The 24,822-nt window shown below is 69.1% G+C and carries 27 protein-coding genes, 1 other RNA gene and 1 pseudogene; 13 read left to right on the top strand and 16 right to left on the bottom strand.

What is annotated here, in order from left to right:
• Positions 1-30 precede the first annotated feature (30 nt).
• Positions 31-1,566 (top strand): CYTH and CHAD domain-containing protein, encoded by a 1,536-nt coding sequence (locus QE449_RS08815; RefSeq protein WP_307108663.1) that lies wholly within the window; start codon positions 31-33, stop codon positions 1,564-1,566.
• Between the two features lie 43 nt (positions 1,567-1,609).
• Here QE449_RS08815 and QE449_RS08810 read toward each other — a convergent pair whose 3' ends face one another.
• The 3 genes from QE449_RS08810 to rnpB form a co-directional block, all read right to left on the bottom strand.
• On the bottom strand, positions 1,610-3,037 hold the full coding sequence (locus QE449_RS08810) for an RNB domain-containing ribonuclease (protein ID WP_373428378.1): 1,428 nt from the start codon (positions 3,035-3,037) through the stop codon (positions 1,610-1,612).
• A gap of 4 nt (positions 3,038-3,041) precedes the next feature.
• Positions 3,042-3,227, bottom strand: a complete 186-nt coding sequence (locus QE449_RS08805) for a hypothetical protein (protein WP_037185713.1) — start codon at positions 3,225-3,227, stop codon at positions 3,042-3,044.
• A 469-nt stretch (positions 3,228-3,696) separates the two neighbouring features.
• Positions 3,697-4,120: RNase P RNA component class A (gene rnpB, locus QE449_RS08800), an RNA gene on the bottom strand.
• 174 nt (positions 4,121-4,294) lie between these two features.
• On the opposite strand from rnpB, the gene QE449_RS08795 reads away from it, so the two are divergent.
• Both QE449_RS08795 and QE449_RS08790 read left to right on the top strand, forming a co-directional pair.
• The gene (locus QE449_RS08795) at positions 4,295-4,822 is read left to right on the top strand and encodes a DUF1697 domain-containing protein (RefSeq protein ID WP_222638389.1); all 528 of its coding nucleotides are present in this window, start codon (positions 4,295-4,297) and stop codon (positions 4,820-4,822) included.
• Positions 4,822-6,087: an SLC13 family permease gene (locus tag QE449_RS08790; protein WP_373428377.1), complete on the top strand. Its 1,266-nt coding sequence runs from the start codon at positions 4,822-4,824 to the stop codon at positions 6,085-6,087. Before QE449_RS08795 ends, QE449_RS08790 begins: the two co-directional genes overlap by 1 nt.
• Before the next feature lie 37 nt (positions 6,088-6,124).
• On the opposite strand, the gene QE449_RS08785 is transcribed toward QE449_RS08790, so the two are convergent.
• The 4 genes and pseudogenes from QE449_RS08785 to cobC form a co-directional block, all read right to left on the bottom strand.
• Entirely contained in the window at positions 6,125-7,237 is a 1,113-nt protein-coding gene (locus QE449_RS08785) for a bifunctional RNase H/acid phosphatase (protein WP_307108660.1), read from the bottom strand.
• On the bottom strand, positions 7,234-7,971 hold the full coding sequence (locus QE449_RS08780; RefSeq protein ID WP_027505779.1) for a zinc ribbon domain-containing protein: 738 nt from the start codon (positions 7,969-7,971) through the stop codon (positions 7,234-7,236). The genes QE449_RS08785 and QE449_RS08780 overlap by 4 nt, the downstream gene beginning before the upstream one ends.
• Before the next feature lie 13 nt (positions 7,972-7,984).
• Positions 7,985-9,146: pseudogene (locus tag QE449_RS08775) on the bottom strand (Nif3-like dinuclear metal center hexameric protein).
• Positions 9,146-10,207, bottom strand: a complete 1,062-nt coding sequence (gene cobC / locus QE449_RS08770) for an Rv2231c family pyridoxal phosphate-dependent protein CobC (protein ID WP_307108659.1) — start codon at positions 10,205-10,207, stop codon at positions 9,146-9,148. The pseudogene QE449_RS08775 and the gene cobC overlap by 1 nt, the downstream one beginning before the upstream one ends.
• Positions 10,208-10,242: 35 nt before the next feature.
• On the opposite strand from cobC, the gene QE449_RS08765 reads away from it, so the two are divergent.
• The 3 genes from QE449_RS08765 to QE449_RS08755 are packed head-to-tail and all read left to right on the top strand — an operon-like array spanning position 10,243 to position 12,339.
• Entirely contained in the window at positions 10,243-10,932 is a 690-nt protein-coding gene (locus tag QE449_RS08765; RefSeq protein ID WP_027505776.1) for an HAD-IA family hydrolase, read from the top strand.
• Entirely contained in the window at positions 10,929-11,387 is a 459-nt protein-coding gene (locus QE449_RS08760; RefSeq protein WP_307108658.1) for a low molecular weight protein-tyrosine-phosphatase, read from the top strand. Before QE449_RS08765 ends, QE449_RS08760 begins: the two co-directional genes overlap by 4 nt.
• Positions 11,388-11,424: 37 nt before the next feature.
• Positions 11,425-12,339, top strand: coding sequence for an SURF1 family protein (locus QE449_RS08755; RefSeq protein ID WP_307108657.1), 915 nt, complete (start codon positions 11,425-11,427; stop codon positions 12,337-12,339).
• On the opposite strand, the gene QE449_RS08750 is transcribed toward QE449_RS08755, so the two are convergent.
• Complete coding sequence (locus QE449_RS08750) at positions 12,268-13,242, bottom strand: cobalamin biosynthesis protein (RefSeq protein WP_307108656.1); 975 nt, start codon at positions 13,240-13,242, stop codon at positions 12,268-12,270. The two genes, QE449_RS08755 and QE449_RS08750, sit on opposite strands and share 72 nt — an antisense overlap.
• 70 nt (positions 13,243-13,312) lie before the next feature.
• Here QE449_RS08750 and QE449_RS08745 point away from each other — a divergent pair, with 70 nt between their 5' ends.
• Together QE449_RS08745 and QE449_RS08740 are read left to right on the top strand one after the other, a co-directional pair.
• Positions 13,313-14,008 carry an acetoacetate decarboxylase family protein gene (locus QE449_RS08745; protein WP_307108655.1) on the top strand — a complete coding sequence of 232 codons (696 nt, stop codon included), beginning with the start codon at positions 13,313-13,315 and terminating at the stop codon, positions 14,006-14,008.
• 43 nt (positions 14,009-14,051) lie between these two features.
• Positions 14,052-14,459: a PaaI family thioesterase gene (locus QE449_RS08740; protein ID WP_056445720.1), complete on the top strand. Its 408-nt coding sequence runs from the start codon at positions 14,052-14,054 to the stop codon at positions 14,457-14,459.
• 183 nt (positions 14,460-14,642) lie between these two features.
• On the opposite strand, the gene QE449_RS08735 is transcribed toward QE449_RS08740, so the two are convergent.
• Positions 14,643-16,022, bottom strand: a complete 1,380-nt coding sequence (locus QE449_RS08735) for an amidase (RefSeq protein WP_307108654.1) — start codon at positions 16,020-16,022, stop codon at positions 14,643-14,645.
• A 189-nt stretch (positions 16,023-16,211) separates the two neighbouring features.
• Between QE449_RS08735 and QE449_RS08730 the strand changes: the two genes are divergently transcribed.
• Positions 16,212-17,681: an MFS transporter gene (locus QE449_RS08730; RefSeq protein ID WP_027505769.1), complete on the top strand. Its 1,470-nt coding sequence runs from the start codon at positions 16,212-16,214 to the stop codon at positions 17,679-17,681.
• Here QE449_RS08730 and QE449_RS08725 read toward each other — a convergent pair.
• On the bottom strand, positions 17,675-18,580 hold the full coding sequence (locus QE449_RS08725; protein WP_027505768.1) for a LysR family transcriptional regulator: 906 nt from the start codon (positions 18,578-18,580) through the stop codon (positions 17,675-17,677). The genes QE449_RS08730 and QE449_RS08725 overlap by 7 nt on opposite strands.
• Before the next feature lie 120 nt (positions 18,581-18,700).
• On the opposite strand from QE449_RS08725, the gene QE449_RS08720 reads away from it, so the two are divergent.
• Both QE449_RS08720 and QE449_RS08715 read left to right on the top strand, forming a co-directional pair.
• Positions 18,701-20,191, top strand: a complete 1,491-nt coding sequence (locus QE449_RS08720) for a CoA-acylating methylmalonate-semialdehyde dehydrogenase (protein WP_042575241.1) — start codon at positions 18,701-18,703, stop codon at positions 20,189-20,191.
• Between the two features lie 106 nt (positions 20,192-20,297).
• Positions 20,298-21,455 (top strand): iron-containing alcohol dehydrogenase, encoded by a 1,158-nt coding sequence (locus QE449_RS08715; protein ID WP_222630469.1) that lies wholly within the window; start codon positions 20,298-20,300, stop codon positions 21,453-21,455.
• Positions 21,456-21,522: 67 nt separating this feature from the next.
• On the opposite strand, the gene QE449_RS08710 is transcribed toward QE449_RS08715, so the two are convergent.
• Together QE449_RS08710 and QE449_RS08705 are read right to left on the bottom strand one after the other, a co-directional pair.
• Positions 21,523-21,819, bottom strand: a complete 297-nt coding sequence (locus QE449_RS08710) for a DUF1272 domain-containing protein (protein ID WP_307109696.1) — start codon at positions 21,817-21,819, stop codon at positions 21,523-21,525.
• A gap of 150 nt (positions 21,820-21,969) precedes the next feature.
• The gene (locus QE449_RS08705; protein WP_307108653.1) at positions 21,970-22,197 is read right to left on the bottom strand and encodes an AlpA family transcriptional regulator; all 228 of its coding nucleotides are present in this window, start codon (positions 22,195-22,197) and stop codon (positions 21,970-21,972) included.
• 34 nt (positions 22,198-22,231) lie between these two features.
• On the opposite strand from QE449_RS08705, the gene QE449_RS08700 reads away from it, so the two are divergent.
• A complete protein-coding gene (locus tag QE449_RS08700) occupies positions 22,232-22,477 on the top strand; it encodes an excisionase family DNA-binding protein (RefSeq protein ID WP_307108652.1) in 246 nt (81 codons plus the stop codon).
• 390 nt (positions 22,478-22,867) lie between these two features.
• Here QE449_RS08700 and QE449_RS08695 read toward each other — a convergent pair whose 3' ends face one another.
• The 3 genes from QE449_RS08695 to QE449_RS08685 form a co-directional block, all read right to left on the bottom strand.
• A complete protein-coding gene (locus tag QE449_RS08695) occupies positions 22,868-23,224 on the bottom strand; it encodes a hypothetical protein (RefSeq protein ID WP_307108651.1) in 357 nt (118 codons plus the stop codon).
• Positions 23,221-23,505, bottom strand: a complete 285-nt coding sequence (locus QE449_RS08690) for a hypothetical protein (protein WP_307108650.1) — start codon at positions 23,503-23,505, stop codon at positions 23,221-23,223. The genes QE449_RS08695 and QE449_RS08690 overlap by 4 nt, the downstream gene beginning before the upstream one ends.
• 63 nt (positions 23,506-23,568) lie before the next feature.
• A complete protein-coding gene (locus QE449_RS08685; RefSeq protein ID WP_307108649.1) occupies positions 23,569-23,733 on the bottom strand; it encodes a hypothetical protein in 165 nt (54 codons plus the stop codon).
• Between the two features lie 62 nt (positions 23,734-23,795).
• Here QE449_RS08685 and QE449_RS08680 point away from each other — a divergent pair, with 62 nt between their 5' ends.
• Positions 23,796-24,002, top strand: coding sequence for a hypothetical protein (locus QE449_RS08680; RefSeq protein WP_307108648.1), 207 nt, complete (start codon positions 23,796-23,798; stop codon positions 24,000-24,002).
• A gap of 131 nt (positions 24,003-24,133) precedes the next feature.
• Here QE449_RS08680 and QE449_RS08675 read toward each other — a convergent pair whose 3' ends face one another.
• Complete coding sequence (locus QE449_RS08675; RefSeq protein ID WP_307108647.1) at positions 24,134-24,616, bottom strand: hypothetical protein; 483 nt, start codon at positions 24,614-24,616, stop codon at positions 24,134-24,136.
• Positions 24,617-24,822: the final 206 nt, after the last annotated feature.

Here is a 24,822-nt window from a genome sequence, read left to right as displayed (position 1 = left end):
CGTTCACCTGCAGGTGGTAAAGATGTCACCATGAGTTCAGGTGGTGCGGATGCGCACACGGAGATCGAGGCCAAGTTCGACGTCGGCATGGACACGCCGGTTCCCGAGCTCACGGGGGCGAAGTCGATCGTGTCCGCGTCCGCGCCGGAGCTGACACACCCGGTCTCCACGTACTTCGACACCCCGGATCTCGACCTGGCGCGTCGACGCATCACGGTGCGTCGACGGACCGGAAGCTCCGACGCGGGATGGCACATCAAGATGCCCGTCTCGTCCGACGAGCGTCTCGAGCTGCGGAGCCCGCTGTCCGCGGGCGGCAACACCGCTCGCGTGCCGGCCGAGGTCGCCGATCGTGTGACGGCGCACGTGCGAGGCAAACCGCTCGTGCCCGTCGCGAGCATCGAGACCCGCCGCATCGTCACCGTAGTGGCCACGAAGCGGCACCAGACCGCCGCGGAGCTGTGCGACGACACCGTCACCGCCCGGAACCTGTTGGACGACACCACTGTTCGCTGGCGTGAATGGGAGGTGGAGCTGATCGACGGTGACCGCCGCACCCTGGAGAAGGTGAGCACCTACCTGCTCTCCCACGGCGCCGACCCCGGTTCCTCACCGTCGAAGCTCGCACGGGCGCTCGGATCCCGCCTGGCGGATCTCCGGACCGGCGATGCCACGCCCGACGGCACCGCCGGGTCCGCGCTGCTCGCCGCCCTGGCCACCGACGTGTCCGCTCTCCTCGCGGCGGATCCGCGTGTGCGGGAGAACGACGACGACGCGGTGCACGCCATGCGCGTCGCCACGCGGCGACTGCGCAGCGTGCTGCGGTCCTACCGCGACCTGCTCGACCGACCGTCCGTCGACGCGGTCCGTAGCGAACTGTCCTGGCTCGCCGACATTCTCGGCACCGCTCGCGACGCCGAGGTGCTGGCGGCCCGCTACGACGCGTCGCTCTCGGCGCTGCCGTCCGACGCTGTGCGCGGTCCCGTGGTCGAGACCCTCGTCGGCACCCAGCGACGGTTGTACACGCTCGCGCACGAGGAGATTGTGCGGGAGTTGAGCGGCGAGCGCTACTTCGCCCTGCTCGACGCACTCGATGCACTCCTGGCAGCACCCACCGTCGGTCCTTCGGACGGCCGCGCGGACAAGGTCTTCCGGAAGGTGCTTCGCGGCCAGTACCGCACGATCGCCCGAGCCGAGGCTCACGCGGCCGCGCTCACCGGCGACGAGCGTGCCGAGGCTCTGCACGACGTGCGCAAGAACGCCAAGAAGCTGCGCTACGCGGCCGAGGCAGCGGCGGGCGCACTCTCGGACGGAGCAGTACGCACGACGGCCGCCGACGTCGCGAAGGCAGCGAAGAAGGTGCAGTCCGTCCTCGGCGACGTCCAGGACAGTGCGGTGTCGCGCGCCACGATCCTGACCGAAGCCGCCTCCGCGGCCGAGCGAGGCGAGGACACCTTCACCTTCGGTGTCCTGTACGCGAACGAGGGACACGACAGCGCGGACGCGCTGGAGCCGCTCCCCCGCGCGTGGACGAAGCTGCGGCGCCGCGCAGCCTCGCTCGGCTGACAACCTGAGCGGCCTACCCGACCACCGACGACCGGCCTCCGGCCTACCCGACCGAGAACTCCACTCGCCGGGTCGCGACGTCCACCGGCCCCACCCGCACGGTGACGGTCGTGCCCTCGGCCGGGTCTCCCGAACACCGGCCGACGACGGTGTACTCGGGAACGAAGACCTCGGCGGGCCGCTTGTCGGTTCGTCCGCGCAGCACGACGGCCGAGACGGTGTCGCCGACGCGGTCCGCCAGCACCCTGGCCTCGACGAGGTCGATACACGCACGGTCCACCTTCGACGCCAGCGAATCGCTGCGCCGCATCGCGTCGGGCAGCTCTGCGAACTCGGCGAGCACCCAGTCGGGGACAGCGGTTCCGGCACAGTGCGCGAGACACACCTCGGTGGCGTACCTGTCGACGCGCCGACGCAGCGGCGCGGTGACGTGGGCGTACGGGCCACCGATCCCGGAATGGTCCGGCTCCTCGGGTGTCTCACCGTCGAAGGCGACGTACGCGGCACCGCGCAACAGCGTGGTCGCCTCGGTCATCACGGCGAGAGTCGTGGGAGCCGCCGGGTCCAGGCCGGCAAGAACCTGGCCGGGCGAGGCACCGGTCGGCCACTGCAGGCCCAGTGCCCGCACCACCGCCCGCAGTGCCTCGACGTCCGACGCGCCCGGCGGCGGGAGAGTGCGCAGGATGCCGACCCTCGCCTCGAGCATGATCGCGGCGGCGCACATTCCGGTGAGCAGGGACATCTCGGCGTTCCACGCGTCGGCCTCGGTGCGCGGCGCGATCTCGAGGCGCCATCCGCCGCGGTCGGAACCGTCGGCGACGACCTCCTGTTCGGGAAGCGCGAGCTCGATGGCGCCGCGCGCGACCGCGAGGGCCCGCCGCGCCCGACCGAGATCCTGCAGCGCCGTCAGCGACGGATGCACGGTGCCGTAGTCGACAGCCGACTGCACCTCGGCGTAGGTGAACCGTTGCCGTGAGCGCACCGTCGCCGGCTCGACGTGCCAGGACGTCGCCGTCCCCGCGGGGTCGGTGTCGATGGTCCACAGCGCGGCCGGCCGTACCCGGTCCGGCAGGAGGGACGACGCGTCCTCGGACATCTGCCGAGGGTGCAGCGGCACGCTGTCGTCCGGGAGGTAGACCGTCTGTCCACGGCGGCGCACCTCCTCGTCCAGCACGCTTCCCGGCGCGACGACCGCACCGACGTCGGCGATGGCGTAGTACAGGCGGAAACCCGCGTCGGTGCGGTGGACGACGAGAGCCTGGTCCAGATCCATCGACCCGGGCGGGTCGATGGTCACGAACTCCAGGTCGGTCGCGTCGCGCCGCGTCGGACGAGAGTCCGCCACCGGGACCGCGTCGGGCGGGTACCCGGTCGGCAGGTCGAACTCGGCGCGCACAGCCGAGAAGTCGACACCGTCGACCCGAGGCGCAACGGCCCGCCTCGATACCGACGCGGTCACGAGCGCGCCGATGCGGTCACGAAGACCAGGTGTCGTCGGCGTCGTCCGCGGCCTTGTTACGCTCCGCGGCGATCTCGAGGGCGCGCTCGGCGGTGGCCCTGTCGGGGTAGGGGCCCATGCGGTCCATCGCACCGGCCTCCTTGCCCTGCACGACAGCCTTGTCGCTGATACGGAAGTACCACTGATCGTCGTCGTCACTCATGATCGACAGTGTGCCCCAGATCCGCCCCGACGGAACAGACTTCGCGTTCTGCGGCCCCGCGATTCACGGTCGGCGACGCGCCGACCGCACACACCGCGGGACCAGCGGCCGCGTTACACTTCTCGCATGTCCGGGTACACACGCCGGACCGGAGCCGGACCACGCACCCGATAGGAGTACGACATGTCGACCCTTCTCTTCGATCAACTGTTGCCGCTGATGGGCCATGACGCCGCGACGTACTGGGCCACCCTGCTGGTGGTCGACCCCATCTGATCCACTCTGCTCACGAACGGCTCCGCCCTCATCGAGGACGGGGCCTTTCGTCGTTCAGGAGGACTCGATACGTGGCGGCGGGCCGACGCTTCCCGTAGTTTCCTACCGCCGGCCCGCCGAGACTCACTGTAGAGGACATCGAACATATGTTCTAGTCCGCCCTCGAACAGGGCGGTCGGACCGGTCGTGTGCGCGGACGAGTCGGCGTGTAAGCCGGATCCTGTCCCCGGGACGAATCCCGGGTGGCGACCATCCATCTGGGCACACCGTCGCCGGGTACCTCGAGCGATCAACCCGCAGGCTCGGGCGAGCAGCCCTCGAACACCTGCGCAGACGCACCACCGCGAACGGCGGTGCGACCTTCGATCTTGCTCCGGGCGGGGTTTACCGAGCCACCCCGGTCACCCGGGGTGCTGGTGCGCTCTTACCGCACCGTTTCACCCTGACCGACCGATCCGAGGACCGGTCGGCGGTCTCTTCTCTGTGGCACTGTCCCGCGAGTCGCCTCGGGTTGCTGTTGGCAACCGCCCTGCTCTGTGGAGTCCGGACTTTCCTCGGCTCGAAGCTTGACGACGCCGGTCGTCAGTTCTCCGTGCCGCGGCCGCCCGGCCAACTCGTCCGCCCCGTCATGGTAGCCGCTCCGCCACCCCCGTCCCACCCCCGCTCCGACCCCCGCGAGTACGTCCGAACCGTCGCTGGGCGAGCCCCGATCACGACAGTTCGGACGTACTCGCGGGGGGTGGGTGTGCCGAGCGGACGGATGGTCGGACCGGGGATCTAGAGTCACGCGCATGACCTTCGTCGTCCTCCTGCGCGGCATCAACGTCGGCGGCATCCGCATCTCCATGGCGGCCCTGCGGTCGTCGCTGGAGGACGCCGGATACACCGCGGTGCGCACCGTTCTCGCGTCGGGCAACGTGGTGCTCACCGCGACGACGCAGGACCCGGCCGTGGTGCGCTCCGACGTGGAGGGCGTCCTGCGGCAGGCCTTCGGCTACGAGGCGTGGGTGGTGGTCGTGACCGTGGAGCAGCTCGCCGAGATCGTCGCCGCCTTCCCGTGGGAGACCGACGAGGCGGTACGCCACCCGTACGTGATCTTCTCGACGGACGGTGTGTCCACCACCGATCTCGCGGCGATCGGCGAGACGGCCGACCCCGTCGTCGAGAGGTCGACACTCGGGCCGCATCACGTCCTGTTCTGGGAGGTCGTGCGCGGTGACACCCTGTCCAGTGTCGTCGGCAAGGCCAGTGCGCGCGCGTCCTACAAGTCGACGACGACCACGCGAAACCTCCGCACGCTGCGCAAGATCCTCGCGTGATCACCGATTCCACCGCGCGGACCGTCGTGGCCGCGCTGCTGGTGGCTGCCGTCCTGGTCTTCGCCATCGCTCGCCCTCGCGGACTCCCCGAAGCCACCATCGCCGTTCCGGCCGCGGCACTGGCGATCCTGCTCGGAGTCGTGTCGACGAGCGACGCACTCGAGGAGACGGCGGAGCTCGCCCCCACGGTGGCGTTCCTCGCGGCGATCCTGGCTCTCGCTCACCTCGCCGACGCGCACGGTGTGTTCACGTGGATCGCGTCCGTCCTGCACGCCCGGTCGCGATCCTCCCCCACGCGGCTCCTGATGCTCGTGTTCGTCACCGCGTCCCTCACCACGGCAGTGCTCAGTCTCGACGCGACGGTCGTCCTGCTCACCCCGGTCGTCATCGCCGCCGCCCGCCGCGCCGGGATGTCGCCACGGCCGGCGTCGTATGCCGTGGCACACCTGTCGAACTCGGCCTCCACGCTGCTGCCGGTCTCGAATCTGACCAACCTGCTGGTGTTCTCGGCCACCGGTCTGTCGTTCCTGCACTTCACCGCGCTGATGGCAGCGCCGTGGGTCGTCGCGATCGCGCTCGAGTACGCGGCGTTCCGTTGGTTGTTCCGCGCCGACCTGCGCGAGGTGGAGAACCCGCCGGACGACGACGGTCCGTCCGTGGCGGCGCCGACGCTCGCCCTCGTCGTGATCGGCTGCGCTCTGGTGGGTTTCGCGATCAGTGGGTCGCTCGGCCTCGAACCGGTGTGGGTGGCCGCGGCGGCCGCGATCGTGCTCGCCGTTCCTGCGCTGCGCCGGTCCGAGACGACTCCCGTCGCGATCGTGCGTGCACTCGATCTGTGGTTCTGCGTGTTCGTCTTCGCGCTCGGAGTGGTGGTCGCGGGACTCGCCGGGGGTCCGGTGGGCGAGGCCGTCACCGAGATCCTGCCGACGTCGTCCACGCTGCTCGCGCTCCTGACCGTCGCCGCGGTGGCCGCGGTCGCCTCCAACGTGCTCAACAACCTGCCCGCGACGCTGCTGCTGCTCGCCGCACTGACGTCGACGACAGGCGTTGCACCGGTGGGCGCGCTGCTCGCCATGCTGATCGGCGTCAACCTCGGGCCCAACCTCACCTACGTCGGGTCGCTCGCGATCATGTTGTGGCGCCGCGTGGCTCGCGCGGAGGGCGAGCCGCCGAGCCTGCGCACGTTCACCGTGGTGGGTCTGGTGACCACACCGATCACCGTGGTCGCGGCGACCGTCGCCCTGTGGCTCGCCCTGCAGGTGTGATGGTCGGGTCCAGAGGAACGACGTGTCGGTTCCTCCATCAGGCCCAGAGGAAGGACGTGTCGTTCACCAGGCGTACGGAGGCCGCGTCGTCGTCGAACCAGTCGACGATGCTGATGGACGCCAGGTCGAGGTGCATCCGGTAGAGGATCGACGGGCCGACGTCCAGGCCGAGCTGCAGGAGCGTCTTGATGGGCGTCACGTGCGAGACCACGACGACGGTCTTCCCCGCGTACTCGGTCGCGATGTGTTCGCGGACCCGGCGCACCCGTTCGAGGACGGCGTCGAAGCTCTCGCCGCCGGGCGGCGCGACGGACGTGTCGCCCATCCACCGCCGATGCAGCTCGGGATCGCGCTCGGTGGCCTCGAGGAAGGTGAGGCCCTCCCACTCGCCGAAGTCCGTCTCCGTCAGGTCCTCGACGACGGTGACGGGGACGTCGGTCGCGCGGGAGACGGCCGACGCGGTGTCGTGCGCCCGGCCCAGCGGTGAGCTCAGGACGACGTCGACGCCGCCCAGCAGTGCGACACGCTGCGCCGCGGCCGCTGCCTGCGCTCGCCCGAGCTCGGTGAGCTCCGGGTTGCCTCGGCCGGAGTACCGACGATCCACCGACAGGGCGGTCTGGCCGTGCCGCAGCAGGATCGTGCGGGTCGCGGCACCCGAGACGGACTGCCAGGCAGGCCGTTCCGACACCGGCGTCGGTGCGCTCGCGACCTCGGCCGCACCGGTGAGCAGCGCGTCCTCACCGTCCATCGCCTGGTTGGCCAGCCGGTCGGCATGCGAGTTCTCGGCGCGCGGGATCCACGCGTACTGCACGTCGTCGAACGTGTCCGCGACAGCGGCTGCTCGCGCGCGCAGCGGAATCATGTCCGGGTGCTTGACCTTCCAGCGGCCGGACATCTGCTCGACCACCAGCTTGGAGTCCATCCGCACCGAGACGCGCGAGGCCCCGAGTTCGCGGGCCGCCTCGAGACCGGCGATCAGTCCGCGGTACTCGGCGACGTTGTTCGTCACCACTCCCAGGTGTTCGCGGCGCTCGGCCAACACCGTGGCTCGCGCCGCGTCCCACACGACGGCTCCGTAGCCGGCGGGCCCGGGGTTGCCTCGCGATCCCCCGTCGGCCTCCACCAGGACGGAGTCGAGCTGGGGACTCACAGACCGGACTCGTTGGTGCGCACCAGGATCGCGTTGCACTCCGAGCACCGCACGACCACGTCGGGCGCGGTGCCGGCGATGCGCGCGATCTCGCCGCGATCCAGCTCGATCCGGCACGCACCGCAGCGCCGACCACGCAGCAGGGCGGCACCGATGCCCGACCGCTCACGCTGCTTCTCGTACATCGCGGACACCTCGGCGGGCAGCTGCGCGGCGAGCTCCTCGCGCTGCGCCGACCGAGTGCGCTCGGCGTTCTCGACGTCGGCGAGGGCGTCGTCGCGTCGACGGGTGGCGTCGACGATCGTGTCCTCGACCTGTGTCAGATTGGCACCGGCGTGCTCGTAGTCGCTCTGCGACGCCTCGCGCTGCTCCATGACCTCGAGCAACTCGTCCTCGAGGATGCCGCGGCGGCGCTCGAGGCTGCCCAGCTCGTGCTGGAGTTCGCTGAGCTGCTTCGCGGGAGCCGCGCCGGAGGCCAGCGCAGCGCGGTCCTTCTCCTCGCGGCGGCGCACGGCGTCGACCTCGCCCTCGAGCTTGCGGATGTCGCGGTCCAGATCGTCGAGCGAGATCTGCACGCCCACGGCTGCGTCCTTGCGGTCGATCCGCTCGCGTTCGAGTGCATCGAGCTCGACCTGCTCGGGAAGAGTGCGTCGACGGTGTGCGAGCTGGGCCAGTTCGGTGTCCATGGCGGCCAGGTCGAGGAGGGAGAGCTGGATCTTCGGGTCGACGTTCACGCGTGTCACGGTACTAGTCCTGCGGGGGACGGACGCCGATGCTCCACGGATCCGTTCTGATCGTCAGTGTCCGGGTGGTCCAGCCGTCGCGATCACCGAACGCGCTGTCCAGCAGGTCGCGCGCCTGGGCGCACCACGGGAACTCCCCCGCCCAGTGCGCGACGTCGATCAGCGCGGGTCCGCCGGCCCGCAGGTGTTCGTCCGCCACGTGGTGTCGCAGGTCGGAGGTCACGTAGGCGTCGACACCCGCTGCGGTGACGGCGCCGAGCATCGAGTCCCCGGATCCACCGCACACGGCCACCCGCCGGATCGTCGCGTCCGGGTCGCCGGCGGCGCGCACTCCCCAGGCAGTGGACGGGAGCCGGCTGCCGACGCGGTCGGCGAAGGCGCGCAACGACATCGGCTCGGCCAGCGTCCCGATCCGGCCCAGCCCGCAGTCGGTCGGCAACCCGGCCGTCTCGACGACGTCGAACGCCACTTCCTCGTAGGGGTGCGCCGAGCGCAGCGCGGTGAGAACGGCCGCGCGCGCAGAGCGCGGAGCGACCATCTCGACGCGCCGTTCCTCGACCGACTCGACGGTGCCGACGGTGCCGATCGCCGGCCGCGCGTCGTCGACGGGACGGAACTGGCCGTCGCCCACGACGCTCCAGCTGCACTCGCGGTAGTCGCCGATCGACCCGCCGCCCGCGTCGAACATGGCCTGCCGCACGGCGGGGGCGTCGGCCACCGGGACGTACACACCCCACTTGTCGAGGCCCCCGTCCCGACTTCTCGTCGAGGGGGCGCAGATCGGTGAGGCCCAGCAGTGTCGCCAGCGCATCGGACACTCCGGGCTGCGCCGAGTCCGCGTTGGTGTGGGCGGTGAACAGAGCGCACCCCGCCGTGATCAGGCGATGCACCAACGCGCCCTTGGGCGTGTGGGCACCGACCGTGTCCACACCGCGCAGCAGCAGTGGGTGGTGCACCACGAGCAGATCGGCACCGGCGGTGATCGCCTCGTCCACGACGGCGGCCGTGGCGTCGACGGCGAACATCACGGTGGTCACGGAGTTCGCGGGATCGCCGCACACCAGACCGACCGAGTCCCAGCTCTCGGCGAGCCGGGGCGGGTACGCCGCGTCGAGCACGTCGATGATCTCGGCCAGGGTGGGCGCTGCGGTTCCCGTCGATGCCATCACTCGACCCTAGGTGTGCCCATCTCGCGCACCACGTCACCCCACGCGTCGGCGAGTCGGTCGACGGAGTCCGCGCCCCGCACCGCGATCCGCAGGTGATCCGGGCCGAGGCCGGGAAAGGTGTCGCCTCGGCGGACCGCGACACCGCGGTCCCGCAACGCGGCCCGGATCGCTGCGCCGTTCTCCGCGCGGACGAGCACGAACGACGCCGTCGCCAGTGCCGACACCTCCACCCCGAGTACGCGGAGCCGTTCGACGAGGTACTGCCGCTCGCGGGCGAGCACGAGCGCGTCGGCGTCCACGGACGCGACGGCGTCGGGTTCGCAGCACGCCTCGATCGCGGCCAGCTGCAGGGTGCCCAGCGGCCAGTGGGGTCGGCCCCGGTTCAGTGTGGCGAGGACGTCCGGCGCTCCGAGCGCGTACCCGCACCGCAGCCCCGCGAGGGCGAACGACTTGGTGAGGCTGCGCAGCACCACCACGTCGGGACGAGACTGCGACGCCAGGGACTCGGGCTCGCCGGGCACGGTGTCGGCGAATGCCTCGTCCACGACGAGCACGCGTCCCTCCGCCCGGAGTGCGAGCACGTCCGCGCGGGGATGGCCGACGGACGTCGGGTTGGTGGGATTGCCCAGCACCACCAGGTCGGCGTCGTGCGGAACGGCGGCGTCGACGAGCCGGTACGGCGCGGGCAGGACGACCCGATGCACCGGGACGTCGGCACTGCGCAGGGCGAACTCCGGCTCGGTGAAGGACGGGTGGACGACCGCGGCGAGGCGCGGGCGCAGCCGGGGCAGCATCGCGAATCCTTCGGCCGCTCCGGCGAGCAACAGCACCTCGTCCGGAGATCGACCGTGGCGCAACGCCACTCGGTCGCGAACCCGCCGGTCCTCGGCCTCGGACGGATACGCCGCGAGTCGGTCGACGGCCTCGATCAGTTTGCGCCGCAACCACTCGGGGGGCCGGGACCCACGAACGTTCACCGCGAAGTCGAGCATGCCCGCCTCGACCTCCACGTCGCCGTGGTGGCGAAGCAGCGGATCGATACGGGCGTCGCCTGTCACTCGGGTGACTGTAGGCGCTCCATATACTGACCCCCATGTCCACCACAGCCGTCGACCTCGTCCTCTTCGACCTCGACGGCACCCTCACCGATTCCGCACCCGGCATCCTCGCCGGTTTCGATCACGCGCTCGCGACGGTGGGGAGCCCGCCGCCCGGCGACGACGTCCGGGCGCACGTCATCGGTCCGCCGATGATCGACACGTTCCGGTCCCTCGGTCTCGACGAGGACAGGGTCGAGCGCGCCCGCGCCGCCTACACGGAGTACTACGACAGCCGCGGCTGGTCCGAGAACCGGGTGTACGAGGGCATCGTCGACGTGCTGGACGCGCTCGTGGCCGCCGGTGTCCCGATGGCGGTCGCGACGTCGAAGAACGAACGATTCGCACGGCGCATTCTCGAACACTTCGGCCTGGCCGACTACTTCCGCTTCATCGCGGGCGCCAGCGACGACGGCAGCCGCCGGTCCAAGGCGGACGTCGTCGCGCGCGCACTCGAGCAGGTGGGGCGCCCGGCTCGGTCCACGGCCGAGGGCGGTACCGCGTCGGTGGTGATGGTCGGCGACCGCGACCACGACGTGTTCGGCGCCGGGCACTGGGGCATCCCCGTCGTCCTGGTCCGGTGGGGATACGGATTCGAGTCCGAGCACGACGCGGCCTCGTGGTCCGTCGGATCGGCGGCGGAACTCACCACGCTGCTCTCCTCGCTCACGACGGACGCGGCATGACGGTGCACGTGACCTTCGTCTGCACGGGCAACATCTGTCGGTCGCCGATGGCCGAGAAGATCGTGACGCAGGCCCTCGCGGATGCCGGGATGGACGACCGGGTGCGCGTCACCAGCGCCGGCACGGGCGACTGGCACGTCGGCGACGCCGCCGACCCGCGCGCCGCTGCCGAGCTGGAGTCGCACGGCTACCCGTCGGCCCATCGCGCCCGCACCGTCGATGCCGAGATCCTGGGTGCGGACCTCGTCGTCGCGCTGGATCGAACTCACGAGCGCGACCTCCGTCGCCTCGGCGTCCCCGCGGACCGGCTGGCACTGCTGCGCTCGTTCGACCCGCACGCCGATTCCGACTCGGTGGCCGATCCGTACTACGGCGACGACGGCGACTTCCAGACGGTGCGCGAGCAGATCGAGGCGGCCGTCCCCGGTCTACTCGAGGCCCTCACGCAGCACTGACACCCCCGTCGCGACGCGACGACTACGCTGTGTAGTCGTGCGCCGACTGTCGTTCCTTCTCCGTCCCGGGTGGTTGGCACTCGCGGCTGTCGTCATCCTCTTCGCGTACCTCTGCTTCTCCGTTCTCGCGCCCTGGCAACTGGGCAAGAACACCACCACGTCGGCGCGGAACGAGCAGATCAGCCGCTCCTTCGACGCGGAACCGGTCGATGCTGCCGACCTGTTGACCGAGCAGGTCGTCGCCCCCGAGGACGACTGGCGACGGGTCGTGGTCACCGGGACGTACGACGCCGACAGCGATGTGGTGGTCCGCCTGCGCAGCGTCGACGACACCCCGGCCTTCGAGGTCCTCACCCCGTTCGTCACCGACGCCGGGCCCACGATCCTGGTGAACCGCGGCTACGTGCTGCCCACCACGGGTATCGACGTCCCGACCTTCGATCCCCCGCCGGCCGGCACCGTCACGCTGGAGGGCCGCCTGCGCGTCTCGGAACCGTCGGTTCCGGACAAGCCCGCCGTCGCCGGCCCCGGGGTCCCGCAGGTCTACACGATCACGCCCGCCCAGGTCGGTGAGTTGACCGGCACCGATCCGGTCGACGGGTACGTGCAGCTCGCCGACGCGCAGCCCGGCGGTCTCGGTGTTCTCGCGCTGCCGCAGCTCGACGCCGGGCCTTACCTGTCCTACGGGTTGCAGTGGCTGGCGTTCGGCATCATGGCTCTGCTGGGTCTGGCGTACTTCGTGCGCGCCGAGATCAAGGAACGGCGGCGTGGCAACGCCGAGTCGAGTGACGACCTCGAACCGAGCGACGATCTCGAGCCCACCGCCGCTCCCGACGAGTACGACGACGGACTGGACGCGCTGCTGAAGCCGCGGCGAGGCCTACGAAGGAAGTCGGCGCCCGCGGCCGAGTCGACGACGCTGCTGACCGATCGCTACGGCAAGAAGCGCTGACACCGCCGCGGCGCTCGCCTGCACCGCGGCCGACAGGCGCACCGCACGCCGCAGATCGTTCGTCGTGGGGACGCTTCCCCGGCCCAGGACGGGCCGCTGTTCGACACCGTGCGCGTAGGCCGTCTCGCCGCCGAGCCGTACTCCGAGGGCGCCCGCGGCGGTCGACTCGGTCACTCCGGCATTCGGGCTCGGATGGTCGGACGCGCTCGCGCGCCACGCGGCCAGGGCGTCCCGCGGCGTCCCACCCACCGTCGGCGCCGATGCTGCCGTGAGGAGTCCGGTGAGTCGGGCGGGGATCAGGTTGACCACGTCGTCGAGCCGGGCGGCACACCATCCGAACCGTTCGTAGCGCGGCGAGTGGTAGCCGATCATCGCGTCGAGGGTGTTGACGGCGCGGTAGCCGACGGCGCCAGGAGCCCCTGCCACCGCGGCCCAGAAGAGCACGCCCGTCGTCGCGTCCGAGGTGTTCTCGGCCACCGATTCGAGCGCCGCCCGCGCCGCGCCCGCGTCGTCCAGCAGAGCGGGATCACGCCCGCAGAGCGACGGCAGAATCGCCCGCGCGGCCGGAAGATCGTTGGCGTCCAGGGCGTCGGCCAGCGCGAGACCCGTGCGGGCCAGCGTCGTTCCGCCGAGACACGCCCAGACCGCGGCGGCCGTCAGCGCTACACGCGGAACCGGGTGATCGCGCACGAGTCGATCCGCCGCGGCCGTCGCGCCGATGGCTCCACCGACGAGCAGTGCGGTGTGGACGGTTCCGGCGAGTCGGTCGTCCCGGTACGTCCGCGTCTCGAGGGCGGCGGCGAGAGATCCGAAGGCGGCCACGGGATGACGGCGTCGTGGATCCCCCAGCATCAGGTCGGCGAGGTATCCGGACACGATTCCGACGGCGGGTGCGATGATCATCGTCTGCGATCCTATCCGCCGCGTCACGGTCAGATAGTCGGACGTCCACGTATTCGGCTACCCTGTGCGCATGACGGAGTCGACGCGGACGCAGGACTGGCACACCGGCGCGGACGGCGAGCTGTATCCGCCGGAGCCCTGGTACCTCGGCGGCACCCTGCTGGTGTCGGTCTACCGCGTTCCCGTCCACGAGCTCCCGCAGGACGTGGTGTCCGCCGTGTCCGACGCCGATGCCCGGCTGGTGACGGTCGGCGGGCACGCTGTCGTCTCCGCGGCCTTCGTGCGCTACACCTCGGGCGGCGTCCTGTCCTACGACGAGTTGATCGGCTCGGTACTCGTCCGGCACGGCCTCACCGTCATGGCCACCATCCCGCACATCTGGGTCGACAGTCCGCAGTCCCGCACCGGTGGGCGCGAACTGTGGTCCATACCGAAGCATCTGGGCGAATTCCGCCGCGAGACGAGCGGGCCGCGTGTCACCGCGTCGATGACGTTCGACGGTGCCCCCGTCGCGGCGCTCGACGCGCGGGTCGGGCGCCGACTCACACCGGGCACGCCGCGCATTCCGCTCACCACCGCACAGCACCTCGGCGGTCGCACCGTCGTGTCCCGCAACACGATCTACGCGACCACCCGCGCGCTGTCGACGACGTGGACGTTCGCATCGGACGGTCCGCTGGGTCACCTGCACGGACGCACGCCGACCGTGAGCGTGGCACTCGCCGACGCCTCCATCGTGTTCGGTGGACACGTCGACCGACGCTGAGCTCGTTGGGGTTGACTGTGGGTCCGCCTACACAGGAGACCCCATGACCGACCTACAGAACTTCGCCGACACCGTCTTCACCGCCGCAGCCGGGCTGCAGGTCACCACGGCCACCGGCACCGAGGTACGCGGACACATCGATCTGACGAGCGATCATCACACCCCGTGGGGCGTCGTGCACGGCGGCGTCTACGCCTCGGCCGTCGAATCGGCCGCGAGTATCGGTGCGAGCGTGGCGGTCTCGGACCGCGGTCAGTTCGCCGTCGGCGTCCACAACGGAACGGACTTCCTCCGGTCGATGACCGAGGGGCGGGTCGACGTGGTCGCCACCCCGCTGCAACAGGGTCGGGTACAGCAGCTCTGGCAGGTGATCATCACCAGCGCCGACTCAGGTAAGGAGATCGCCCGCGGTCAGGTGCGACTGCAGAACGTGGCGAACCCGAACGCCTGACTAGAAGCTCCAGCCGCGGAACAGGTAGCTGATGCGGATCAGGATGTCGACGAGCCCTGCGGACATGTGTTCCTCCGACGTTCGTGCCTGTCAGCGGGCTCGGGTCGCCCCCCTGTCCCAGAACACTAGGCACCCGCCGGCCCGTCGGGGGTCGCAACACGGAGAACGGGCGACGTTCTCGTGTCAGTCGGCGAGGGAACGCCACGGTGCCGCGCCCTCGATCTCGAAGGCCACCTCGAGCAGCGTTCGCTCGTCGCCCTGCACACCGGAGAACATGACCCCCACCGGCAGTCCGGCGCTCGAGCGCCCCAGCGGCAGCGACATCGCCGGCGCTCCCGCCACGTTGTGCAGCGGAGTGAACGCGGCGTAGGACGTGAGCCTCTCGAGGTACTCGTCGAACGGCACGTGCGGCGACAGATGCCCCAGCCGCGGCGTGGTGTGCCCGAGCACCGGGGACAGCACCAGGTCGACGCTCGCGAACATCGAGGCGTAGTCGGCACCGGCCCTGCGCAGTCGACGCACCACCGACGGCAATCGGTACCGCGTACGACGGAAGCGGTCCGCGAGTCCCGCGGTGAGCGTGTCGAAGTCGCGTTCCGTGCGGCCCTCGAGACGCGGCGTCGTCTTCTGCAGAACGTAGGCGAGGAACGACCAGTACTCGACGAAGTCCTCGGGAAAGCGTGGGTCGATCGGCACGGTGGTCATCTCGTCCACCGTGTGACCGAGGCGCTCGAGGAGCGCGGCGGCGTCGTCCAGCGCGGCGAGCGTCTCGACGTCGGTGGGGCCGCCCGCGGGCGACTGCCGGATCACACCGACCCGCAGTCGCCGCGCCGACGGGCCCGTCACGGTGCCGATCGGTCGCAGGCGTCGTGCACTCGCGTGATCGGCCGCGGCCCAGAACGCGGCGGTGTCACGGACACTGCGCGTCAGCACGCCCTCGGAGACGATCGCGACGGGCAGAAGCTTCTCCAGCGCCGGCAGCACGAACCTGCCGCGCGACGGCTTGAGGCCCACGAGCCCCGTGCAGGCCGCTGGGATCCGGATCGAGCCGCCGCCGTCGTTGCCGTGTGCGAGGGGAACCGCCCCCGCCGCCACCAGCGCCGCGGATCCGCCCGAGGACGCGCCCGTCGAGTACTCGGTGTTCCAGGGGTTCCGGGTGGGCGGCCGGGTCGGGAACTCGGTCGACGCGCTGAGACCGAACTCCGGCAGCGTCGTCTTGGCCATGACACCGAACCCCATCGAGAGCATCTCGCGGGCCACGGGACCGTGCCGGTCCGCGGGACGAGCACGGATGATCTCGGAGCCCTGGCCCGTCGGCAGCCCTCGGACGTCGCTGTTGTCCTTGATCAGCGTCGGCACACCCGCGAACGGCCCCGCCTGGTCGCCGACGACGGGAGTCGTCAGTGGTGGCCCCACCAGCGCGTCCAACTCGGCCGTCTTCTCGATGCGCGACAGTGCCGCCGACGCCAGTTCCGCGGCGGAGACCTCGCGCCTGCGCACTCGCAGCGCGAGCCCCACCGCGTCGTCGCGCCCCAACGCATCGTCCGTGAACGCATGTGTCATCGAAGATCCCCCTCGCTTCCGTCACCGGCGAAGCGGTGATTGCGTGCGCGTCCCGCGGGGAACGCTGCACCCCGTGCGCCGCGCTCCGTGGTGCACGCAACTCTAGAGAATGCGGCCACGACCGGTCCGAGACTCACGTCTTCACCGAATACGGTCGTCAGTTACTGTCCTGTGCGAAAGGTTTCTCGGGTGTCCACCACTTCCACCTCGGCCGACAACGCGGCCCCCGCGGTCTCCCGACGCGCCTGGCAGTCGTTGATCGTCCTGCTCATGGGCATGTTCATCGCCCTGCTCGACACGACCATCGTCAACGTCGCGCTCCCCACCATCCGCACGAGCCTCGACGCGTCCGAGGCCACCCTGTCCTGGATCATCTCCGGATACGCGCTCGCGTTCGGCCTGGCACTGATCCCGGCGGGTCGGGTGGGCGACCGCATCGGCCACAAGTGGGTGTTCTTCACCGGACTCGCCCTCTTCACGGTGGCCAGCCTCGCGTGTGGACTCGCGCAGAACGATCTGCAGCTCGTCGCGGCGCGCATCGTGCAGGGACTCGCGGGCGGCATCTTCGTCCCCGCCGTCACCGCCTACATCCAGTTGCTGTTCCCGCCGCAGATGCGGGGCAAGGCCTTCGCCATCATGGGCGCCGTCATCGGCGTCTCGTCCGCACTGGGCCCCATCATCGGCGGTCTGATCATCGAGGCCGCCGGCAGCGAGAGCGGATGGCGGTTGGTCTTCTGGGTCAACCTGCCGTTCGGACTCATCGGCTTGATCCTGGCCGCGAAGATCTTGCCGACCCGCTCCGAGATCGACTCCCCCGACGCCCCCGCGCGCGGTATCGACTGGGTGGGTCTCGCACTCGTCACGGCAGGTCTCGTCGCCATCCTGGTCCCCCTCATCGAGGGCCAGGACACCGGATGGCCGACATGGACGTACGTGACACTCGGCGCCGGCATCGTGCTCATCGGGCTGTTCGGCGCGTGGGAGGTGCGCTACTCGCGTGCCGGCCGCACCCCCCTGGTCCCGCCGCGACTGTTCACCCGGCCCGCGTTCACCGGCGGGGTCATTCTCGCCCTCGTCTACTTCGCTGCCTTCACGTCGATCTTCTTCACCATCTCGATCCTGTGGCAGACCGGTCTCGGCAACTCGGCCCTCGCCTCGGGCGTGGTGTCGATCCCGTTCGCGATCGGCAGCATCATCTCGTCGTCGCAGTCCAACAGGCTGGCCGAACGTCTCGGCCGCAATGTCCTGGTGCTCGGCACGGCCCTCGTCACCCTGGGACTCGTGTGGGCCTGGTTGGTCCTGCTGTTCACCGATGCGTCGGCCCTGACCAACTGGAAGCTGCTGCTGCCCCTGTTCATCGCAGGCCTGGGCAACGGCGCCTTCATCGCTCCCAATGCGCAGTTCATCGTCGCGACGGTCGATCGGCCCGACGCGGGCGCCGCCAGCGGTGTCATCTCGACGATGCAGCGGGTCGGCAGCGCGATCGGCATCGCCATCATCGGCAGCGTCCTCTTCGGCTCGCTGAACGTCATGGGCCCCGGTGAGGACGCCGTCGCGACGGCGTTCACCGACAGCGCGGCGCACGCCATGGGAGTCAGCGCCGGATTCGCCGTGCTCGCGTTCGTCCTGGTCTTCGCACTACCGCGACGGGCTCACTGATCGTCCGCATCCGGTGCCAGCAGGTGCACGTCGTCGGCGACGATCGATCGCAGTAGTTCGTCGACGGCCTTCACCCGCGCCAGTCGCGTGAGGTCGCGAGGCATCGCGGTCCAGTAGTCGCGGCGCACGGCGAACTCGTCGGGCAACACACAGACCAGCTGGTCGTCCGGTTCGCCGATGTAGTTGGGCAACGGTGCGATCCCGAGCCCGTGGCGGGCCGCGAGCCAGTGCCCGGTGATGTTGTTGGTCTGGAACTGCGGTCGACCGTCGAGATGCATGGCGTCGAGGATGCGCAGCGGCACCACGTCCAACAGCGCGTCGACGTACCAGATCAGGACGTGCCGACGCAGGTCGTCGAGGCTCTCCAGTGTGGGCGCGGCGCGGAGGTACGACGGTGACGCGTACAGCTTGAGCTCGTACGACGCCAGCTTCCGCGATGACATGAATCGCGGCGACGGCCGCTCCAGGCTCACGGCGACGTCGAAGCCGCGGGTGCTCAGCGCGTCGTGCTCCGTGGCGGTGACCAGCTCGACGTCGAGTCGGGGGTGGTCCCGGCGCAGCCGCGTCAGCTGCGGCGTGAGCACGAAGGCACCGAAACCGTCCGGGGCGGCGATCCGCACGGAGCCGGTCAGCGAGCCCACGGACGTCGTCTGGTCCTCGAACGCCGCGATCAGCGTCGACTCCACCGTCTCCGCGTAGCCCACGAGGCGCCGACCCGCCTCCGTCAGCCGCCAGCCCGACGGCGTGCGATCGAAGAGTCGATGGCCCGCCGCCTTCTCCAGACTGGTGATGCGGCGGCCCACCGTCGTGTGGTCGACACCCAGCACTCGCGAGGCGTCGTTGAGGCGCCCGTGGCGCGAGACCTCCAGGAAGAAGCGGAGATGATCGGCGGAGAACATGCCGTGAGCGTACCCACGACGTGCAGATCTGCACGCGAGAGTGCGCCTTTGGCCTTTGACAGACGCAATTCTGCTAGGGAGACTCAGGTCACAGGCCAGCACTCGACCGAAGGAATCTCCGTGAACACGATCACGCACTGGGTGGACGGCAAGCCGTTCGCCGGCACCTCCGACAAGACCTCCCCCGTCACCAACCCGGCCACCGGTCAGGTCACCGGCGAGCTCGCTCTCGCCACCGTCGAGGATGCCCGCGTCGTCATCGACTCGGCCACCGCCGCCTTCCCCGCCTGGCGCGACACCTCGCTGTCCAAGCGCACCGCGATCCTCTTCAACTTCCGCGAACTGCTCAACGCGAAGAAGGGCGAACTCGCCGAGATCATCACCGCCGAGCACGGCAAGGTCCTCTCCGACGCGCTCGGCGAGATCAGCCGCGGCCAGGAAGTCGTCGAATTCGCCTGCGGTATACCGCATCTGCTCAAGGGCGGCTTCACCGAGAACGCCTCCACCGGAGTCGACGTCTTCTCCCTGCGCCAGCCGCTCGGACCCGTCGGCATCATCAGCCCGTTCAACTTCCCGGCCATGGTGCCGATGTGGTTCTTCCCCATCGCCATCGCCGCCGGCAACACCGTCGTGCTCAAGCCGTCCGAGAAGGACCCGACGGCGAGCATCTGGATCGCCGAGCTGTGGAAGGAAGCGGGCCTGCCCGACGGCGTCTTCAACGTTCTCCAGGGTGACAAGACGGCCGTCGACGAGCTGCTCGAGAACCGCAACATCAAGTCCATCAGCTTCGTCGGCTCCACCCCCATCGCGCAGTACGTCTACGCGACGGGCACCTCGCACGGCAAGCGCGTCCAGGCCCTGGGCGGCGCCAAGAACCACGCCATCGTGCTCCCCGATGCCGACCTCGACCTCGCTGCCGACGCCATGGTCAACGCCGGCTTCGGCTCCGCCGGTGAGCGCTGCATGGCCATCTCCGCCCTCGTCGCGGTCGGCGACATCGCTGACGAGCTGGTCGCCAAGATCGCCGAGCGCACCACCCCGCTCAAGACCGGCGACGGCACCCGCGGCGCAGACATGGGCCCGCTGGTGACCAAGGCGCACCGCGACAAGGTCGCGTCCTACGTCGACGCGGGCGAGGAGTCCGGCGCCACCATCGTCGTCGACGGCCGCACCGTGAAGGCCGACGGCGGAGACGAGGGCTTCTGGCTCGGACCCACCCTCATCGACCACGTCACCCCCGAGATGAGCATCTACACCGACGAGATCTTCGGACCGGTGCTCTCCGTCGTCCGCGTCGACACGTACGACGAGGCGCTGCAGCTGATCAACGACAACCCCTACGGCAACGGCACCGCCATCTTCACCAACGACGGTGGCGCCGCTCGACGCTTCCAGAACGAGGTCGAGGTCGGCATGATCGGCATCAACGTGCCGATCCCGGTTCCCATGGCCTACTACAGCTTCGGTGGCTGGAAGAACAGCCTCTTCGGCGACACCCACGCCCACGGCACCGAGGGCGTGCACTTCTTCACCCGCGCCAAGGCCGTCACCTCCCGCTGGCTCGACCCCAGCCACGGCGGCATCAACCTGGGATTCCCCGAGAACGACTAGTCAGGTCCACGCCGCGCCGCATCGTCTCTCCGCAGTTCGGGAGGCGGTGCGGCATCGGCATTTCCGCATCACGCACCGCCCGACCACGAGAAGGAGCACGACGACGATGTCGACATCCATTTCCTTTCCCCGCTTCCTGCGTATGGGACCCGGCGCCGTCGAGGACCTCGGCCAGGTACTCGACGACCTCGGAGTCGAGCGCCCCCTCCTCGTGACCGACAAGTTCATGGTCAGCACGGGTGCAGCGGACCGCGTCATGGGCATCATCGCGGCCGCCGGCAAGACCGGCGCGCTGTTCGCCGAGACGGTTCCCGACCCCACCACCGACTCCCTCACCGCCGGGGTCGCCGCCGTCGCAGCGCACGACGCGGACGCCGTCATCGGCTTCGGCGGCGGGAGCCCCATGGACACCGCGAAGGCACTGTCGGTGCTGAGCAAGGGCGGCGGCGTCATGCGCGACTACAAGGCACCCGGTCCGTACACCGGACCGGCGCTGCCCATCATCGCCATCCCGACCACGGCCGGAAGCGGTTCGGAAGCAACGCAGTTCACCGTCATCACCGACAGCGAGTCGGACGAGAAGATGCTGTGCCCCGGCCTGTCCTTCCTCCCCATCGCCTCCGTCGTCGACCCCGAACTCACGATGTCCATGCCGCCACGCCTCACCGCGGACACCGGTGTCGACGCGTTGACCCACGCCATCGAGGCGTACGTCAGCAAGAAGGCGAACCCGATCTCCGATGCGTTGGCCCTCAACGCCATGCGCACCATCGGACGGTTCCTCGTACGCGCGTACACCGACGGGGACGACGCCGAGGCGCGCGCCGCGATGATGGCCGCGTCCACCCAGGCCGGGATGGCGTTCTCCAACGCCAGCGTGTGTCTGGTGCACGGCATGAGCCGACCCATCGGTGGCCACTTCCATGTCGCACACGGCTTGTCGAACGCGATGCTGCTGCCCGCCGTCACCGCGTTCTCCATCCCCGGCGCCCCGGAGCGGTACGCGGAGTGCGCGCGGCAACTCGGCGCCGCACATGAGGGTGACGGCGACGACGTGGCCTCGGCAGCACTGGTCACCTACATCGAGAACCTCTGCGCGACGGTCGAAGTGCCATCCCCGAGCGCGCACGGTCTCGATGCGGACAAGTGGGAGAAGCTCGTCCCGTTGATGGCGGAGCAGGCACTTGCCTCGGGCTCGCCGAACAACAACCCGGTGGTCCCCACCGCCCAGCAGATCGAGGAGCTGTACCGACAGGTGTTCTGACGCTGCCCGGGTCGCTGCGCCGCGCTTGCTTAGTCCGCCGCGGGCTGCGCCCGGCGGTCAGCCCCGTTCACCGCTCAGCCGGCGGCACACCCTTCACCCGGTCCACGAACTCGTCGAGCTCCGCTTCGGTGTACGGCGTGTGCACTCGCACGGTCGATCCGGGTCGCAGCGCCACCGACAACCCCGGCCGCCATTCGCGAGCCGGTCGAACCGGACGCGGGGCGAAGCCGCCACCGCAGTTGGGGCACACGTTCGACAGTCGATCGACGCAGGCGGTACAGAAGGTGCAGTCGTACGTGCAGATCCACGCGTCGACGGACGACGGTGACAGATCCACGTCGCACCGTTCGCAGTTGGGCCGCATGTCCATGATGTGGGCGCAGAGGGGTTCGAACCCTAAGCGAGCTCCTGCCTGTAGCTCCGAAAGCGCTCTGATCTGCGAAAAATGGTAACTGGGGGTCACAGCACATTCCCGGTTGCATCCACACTTTGTGCCCAAAATGTGCCCACCCGGTCAGCGGGACGATGCAGCCGCACCGCGTCGAGCCTCAAGGAAATCGTCCACGTCGGACTCACGCCAGAGCAGGCGCGAGTTCACACCGAAGCCGACCTTGAACCCGAGAGAGAACAACGGGTGGTGACCGTTCTTCGCGATCTCAGCGTTGGTGCGAAGGTTGCGGATCCGTCCGACACTGAGTCCGGTGCGGGTCGCTACATCTTCGATATTGATGAGGTTGTCCATGCGGCCAGGACGCTACGCCTCGTAGGTTGTCGTCATGACGGAGTTCCAAAGTGGAGGCAATCCTGCATCACCGTGGATGACGGTCCCCGAGGTGTGCGAGTACGGGCGCACGAACAAGAACATCGTGTACCGCGCCCTGCAGGTTGGTGAGTTGCGCGGCCATCAGCATGTGGCTCCTCGTGGAACGTGGCGTGTCCACCGCGACGACGTGGACTTGTGGCTGCGTGGTGAAGTTCGCCACGTAGCGGCGTCCTCGATTCGGCCGCACGGGCGGAGCTGAACTCCGTGCACGACCAAGATGTCGGCCTCGACAACTTGATGTCGAAGGGGCGCATTTCGAATGCGACTCTGCAGGTGCGGACTTTCCGCACCTGATCAGCCAGGATGTCGGCGCCGACAACCTGGTGCAACCAGGGTCATGTCCACCTCGGTTGCTGGATGACTTGCCGACGCCGACAAATCGTCGTCTTACTATATGTTCGCACAAGTGTTCGACATGCTGATACTGTCACCTCCGCGGACCGGGTGGAGGTCACCGACCCCGGCGATCTCGGGAAGCACTCGGTCCGCACTCCCGGTGTGAGACTCGCGACCTTGGCCACACTTGTTGGCACCGGCGAGCGCGGGTAGTTGGAGAAGCTGTACCGGGACTGAGTGACGAAGGTGTCGACTACTTGTCCGGCATAGTGCCTTTGCGAGTCAACTGCAACTGGGTGCCGGGCGTGTGGGTGTGCGGGCCGACTGAGATGACAGTAATTCCGCCATCGTCTTGCCAGATCCAGTACATTCGCCAAGCATTCGCGGTTGCGCTCTCAACGTACGAATTCCATATGGCGCGACCGTCGGGGCCAGGCAAGTTTTGCATTCGATGGGTATTGAGGCTCGGGTGGGTCGGGCCGACCTCGGTTAACAGCTTCACCGTCTTGAGGCACTTCTTGTACTTATCCTGCATACGGGGAGTCACCTTGGCGAGCTTCAAGAACTCGTTGACGTCGTCGGTGGCGTCTACATACGCCGGGCGACTCACTCTTCCTCGTCGAACATCCAGTCCAGTGACGATCGGCGGCCTTCGAGAGCGTCGACAACACCCTTGCGAGTGTCCCGATAAAGCTGTGAACTTTCAAGAATCGCCCGCTCCGACTCGTGAAGAGAAGCCAGCGGGATAAGACGGATCACGCCAGACGCATCCACCGTCTTGACGTAGCGGGCGTGGGGCAAGCCTCCGCCAACGCGCAGCTCTGAGGCCTCATCCGCCTCAACGATGGACGAGTCGTCACCGTACGGAATCGGAGCAAGTGCGGCGGTCATAGGGACATGCTAGCCCCGAGAACAAAGCACCGCACAGGATAGTGTGATGTGACTCACACATCCCTATCGCGCGATGTCAATCGTCGACCACGCACTTGGCGAGATGAGCACGTCGGGAACCCCCTGTTGACCCCCTATGCGCAACACGCCGCCGTCGGTCACGTCCCACCAGGTGCGATCGTCGTACTCCGTGTATCGACCATCGGTGAACGTCACATTGATCGCCATGTCGCCATTATCGCAGCCGGTTGCCCCACACAACGCACCCCTTGGTCGGTTACGGTCCGGACATGGCTTTTAACGTGACGATCCGAACCATCGATGATCCAACCGGACATTCGGTCTCCAGCTACACGGACAGGGACCACTACACGCTCATGCAGAACGGCTGCCTCCAGATTCACCGTGAGGACAACGTCGTCGTCACGTACCCCCCGCTCGTCTGGCTTGTCATCGAGGAAGTCCGCAACCCTGCAAGCATGGCCACGTTCGTCTAGGCCCTAGGCCCGGTACATGCGGCGCTGGGCAGGTCACTGGCGGCCGAAAGGTGATGATGCCGCCTACCCGACCCATACATCCCCTGCACCTGCATCACCAGCAGGCCGGGGTGAGCTTGACGCCGGTTGACTTACGAGTAAGCGCCTTGGATCGCGACGTACCAGAACGTGCGGGCAGCGTTGGCCGACCATGTCGTGTCCCCCGCCGAGGGTGCGAAGTCCGCGGCGGCGGTGGCTGTGCCGACCCATACTGCTGTGCGGGTGCCGCTCGTCCCCGTGGCCGAGCCCTGCACCGTGAGGGTGGAGTAGTCGGGGTCGGTCACGGTGGGGGTGTTCGAGTTGCCGGCGGTCAGTTCGTTCGCGACCTGCGCGAGGATCAGCGACCCCGTGGGTGCGGCGAACCCGTCGGTGGGGTTTGCCGACAGCGTGCCGACAATCGGGTTGGCGAGGTCGACGCCGCGGAGGACTAGCAGGACGACGGCGTTGCGGAGGCCGGTGCCGTTGTACTGGAACGTGTACGTGGAGGGCTCGGATGCGACATCGGTGACGGCGTGCCCAAGTGTGGCGTTGATGCGGTTGCCGCCTCCGATACTGACGGGATCATTGAGCATCACGAAGCCGCTGCTCTCCCACCCTGATGTCGCAGACGACTGACCGGAGCGCAGAACCGCGACAAGAAAGTCACCGTTCTGCAGTATGGGGAGGGTTGAGCTAGCTACGGACACACTGACACCGCTGGTGGTCCCCGCGCCGGCGTAGCCGACAATTGACGGTGTACGTCTCCCCCATGCGAGGACGGCATCCGTTCCGGTCCCGACCA

It is taken from the genome of Rhodococcus sp. SORGH_AS_0303, assembly GCF_030819335.1.
GTDB lineage: Bacteria > Actinomycetota > Actinomycetes > Mycobacteriales > Mycobacteriaceae > Rhodococcoides.
This window is presented reverse-complemented; position numbering and strand designations above follow the sequence as displayed.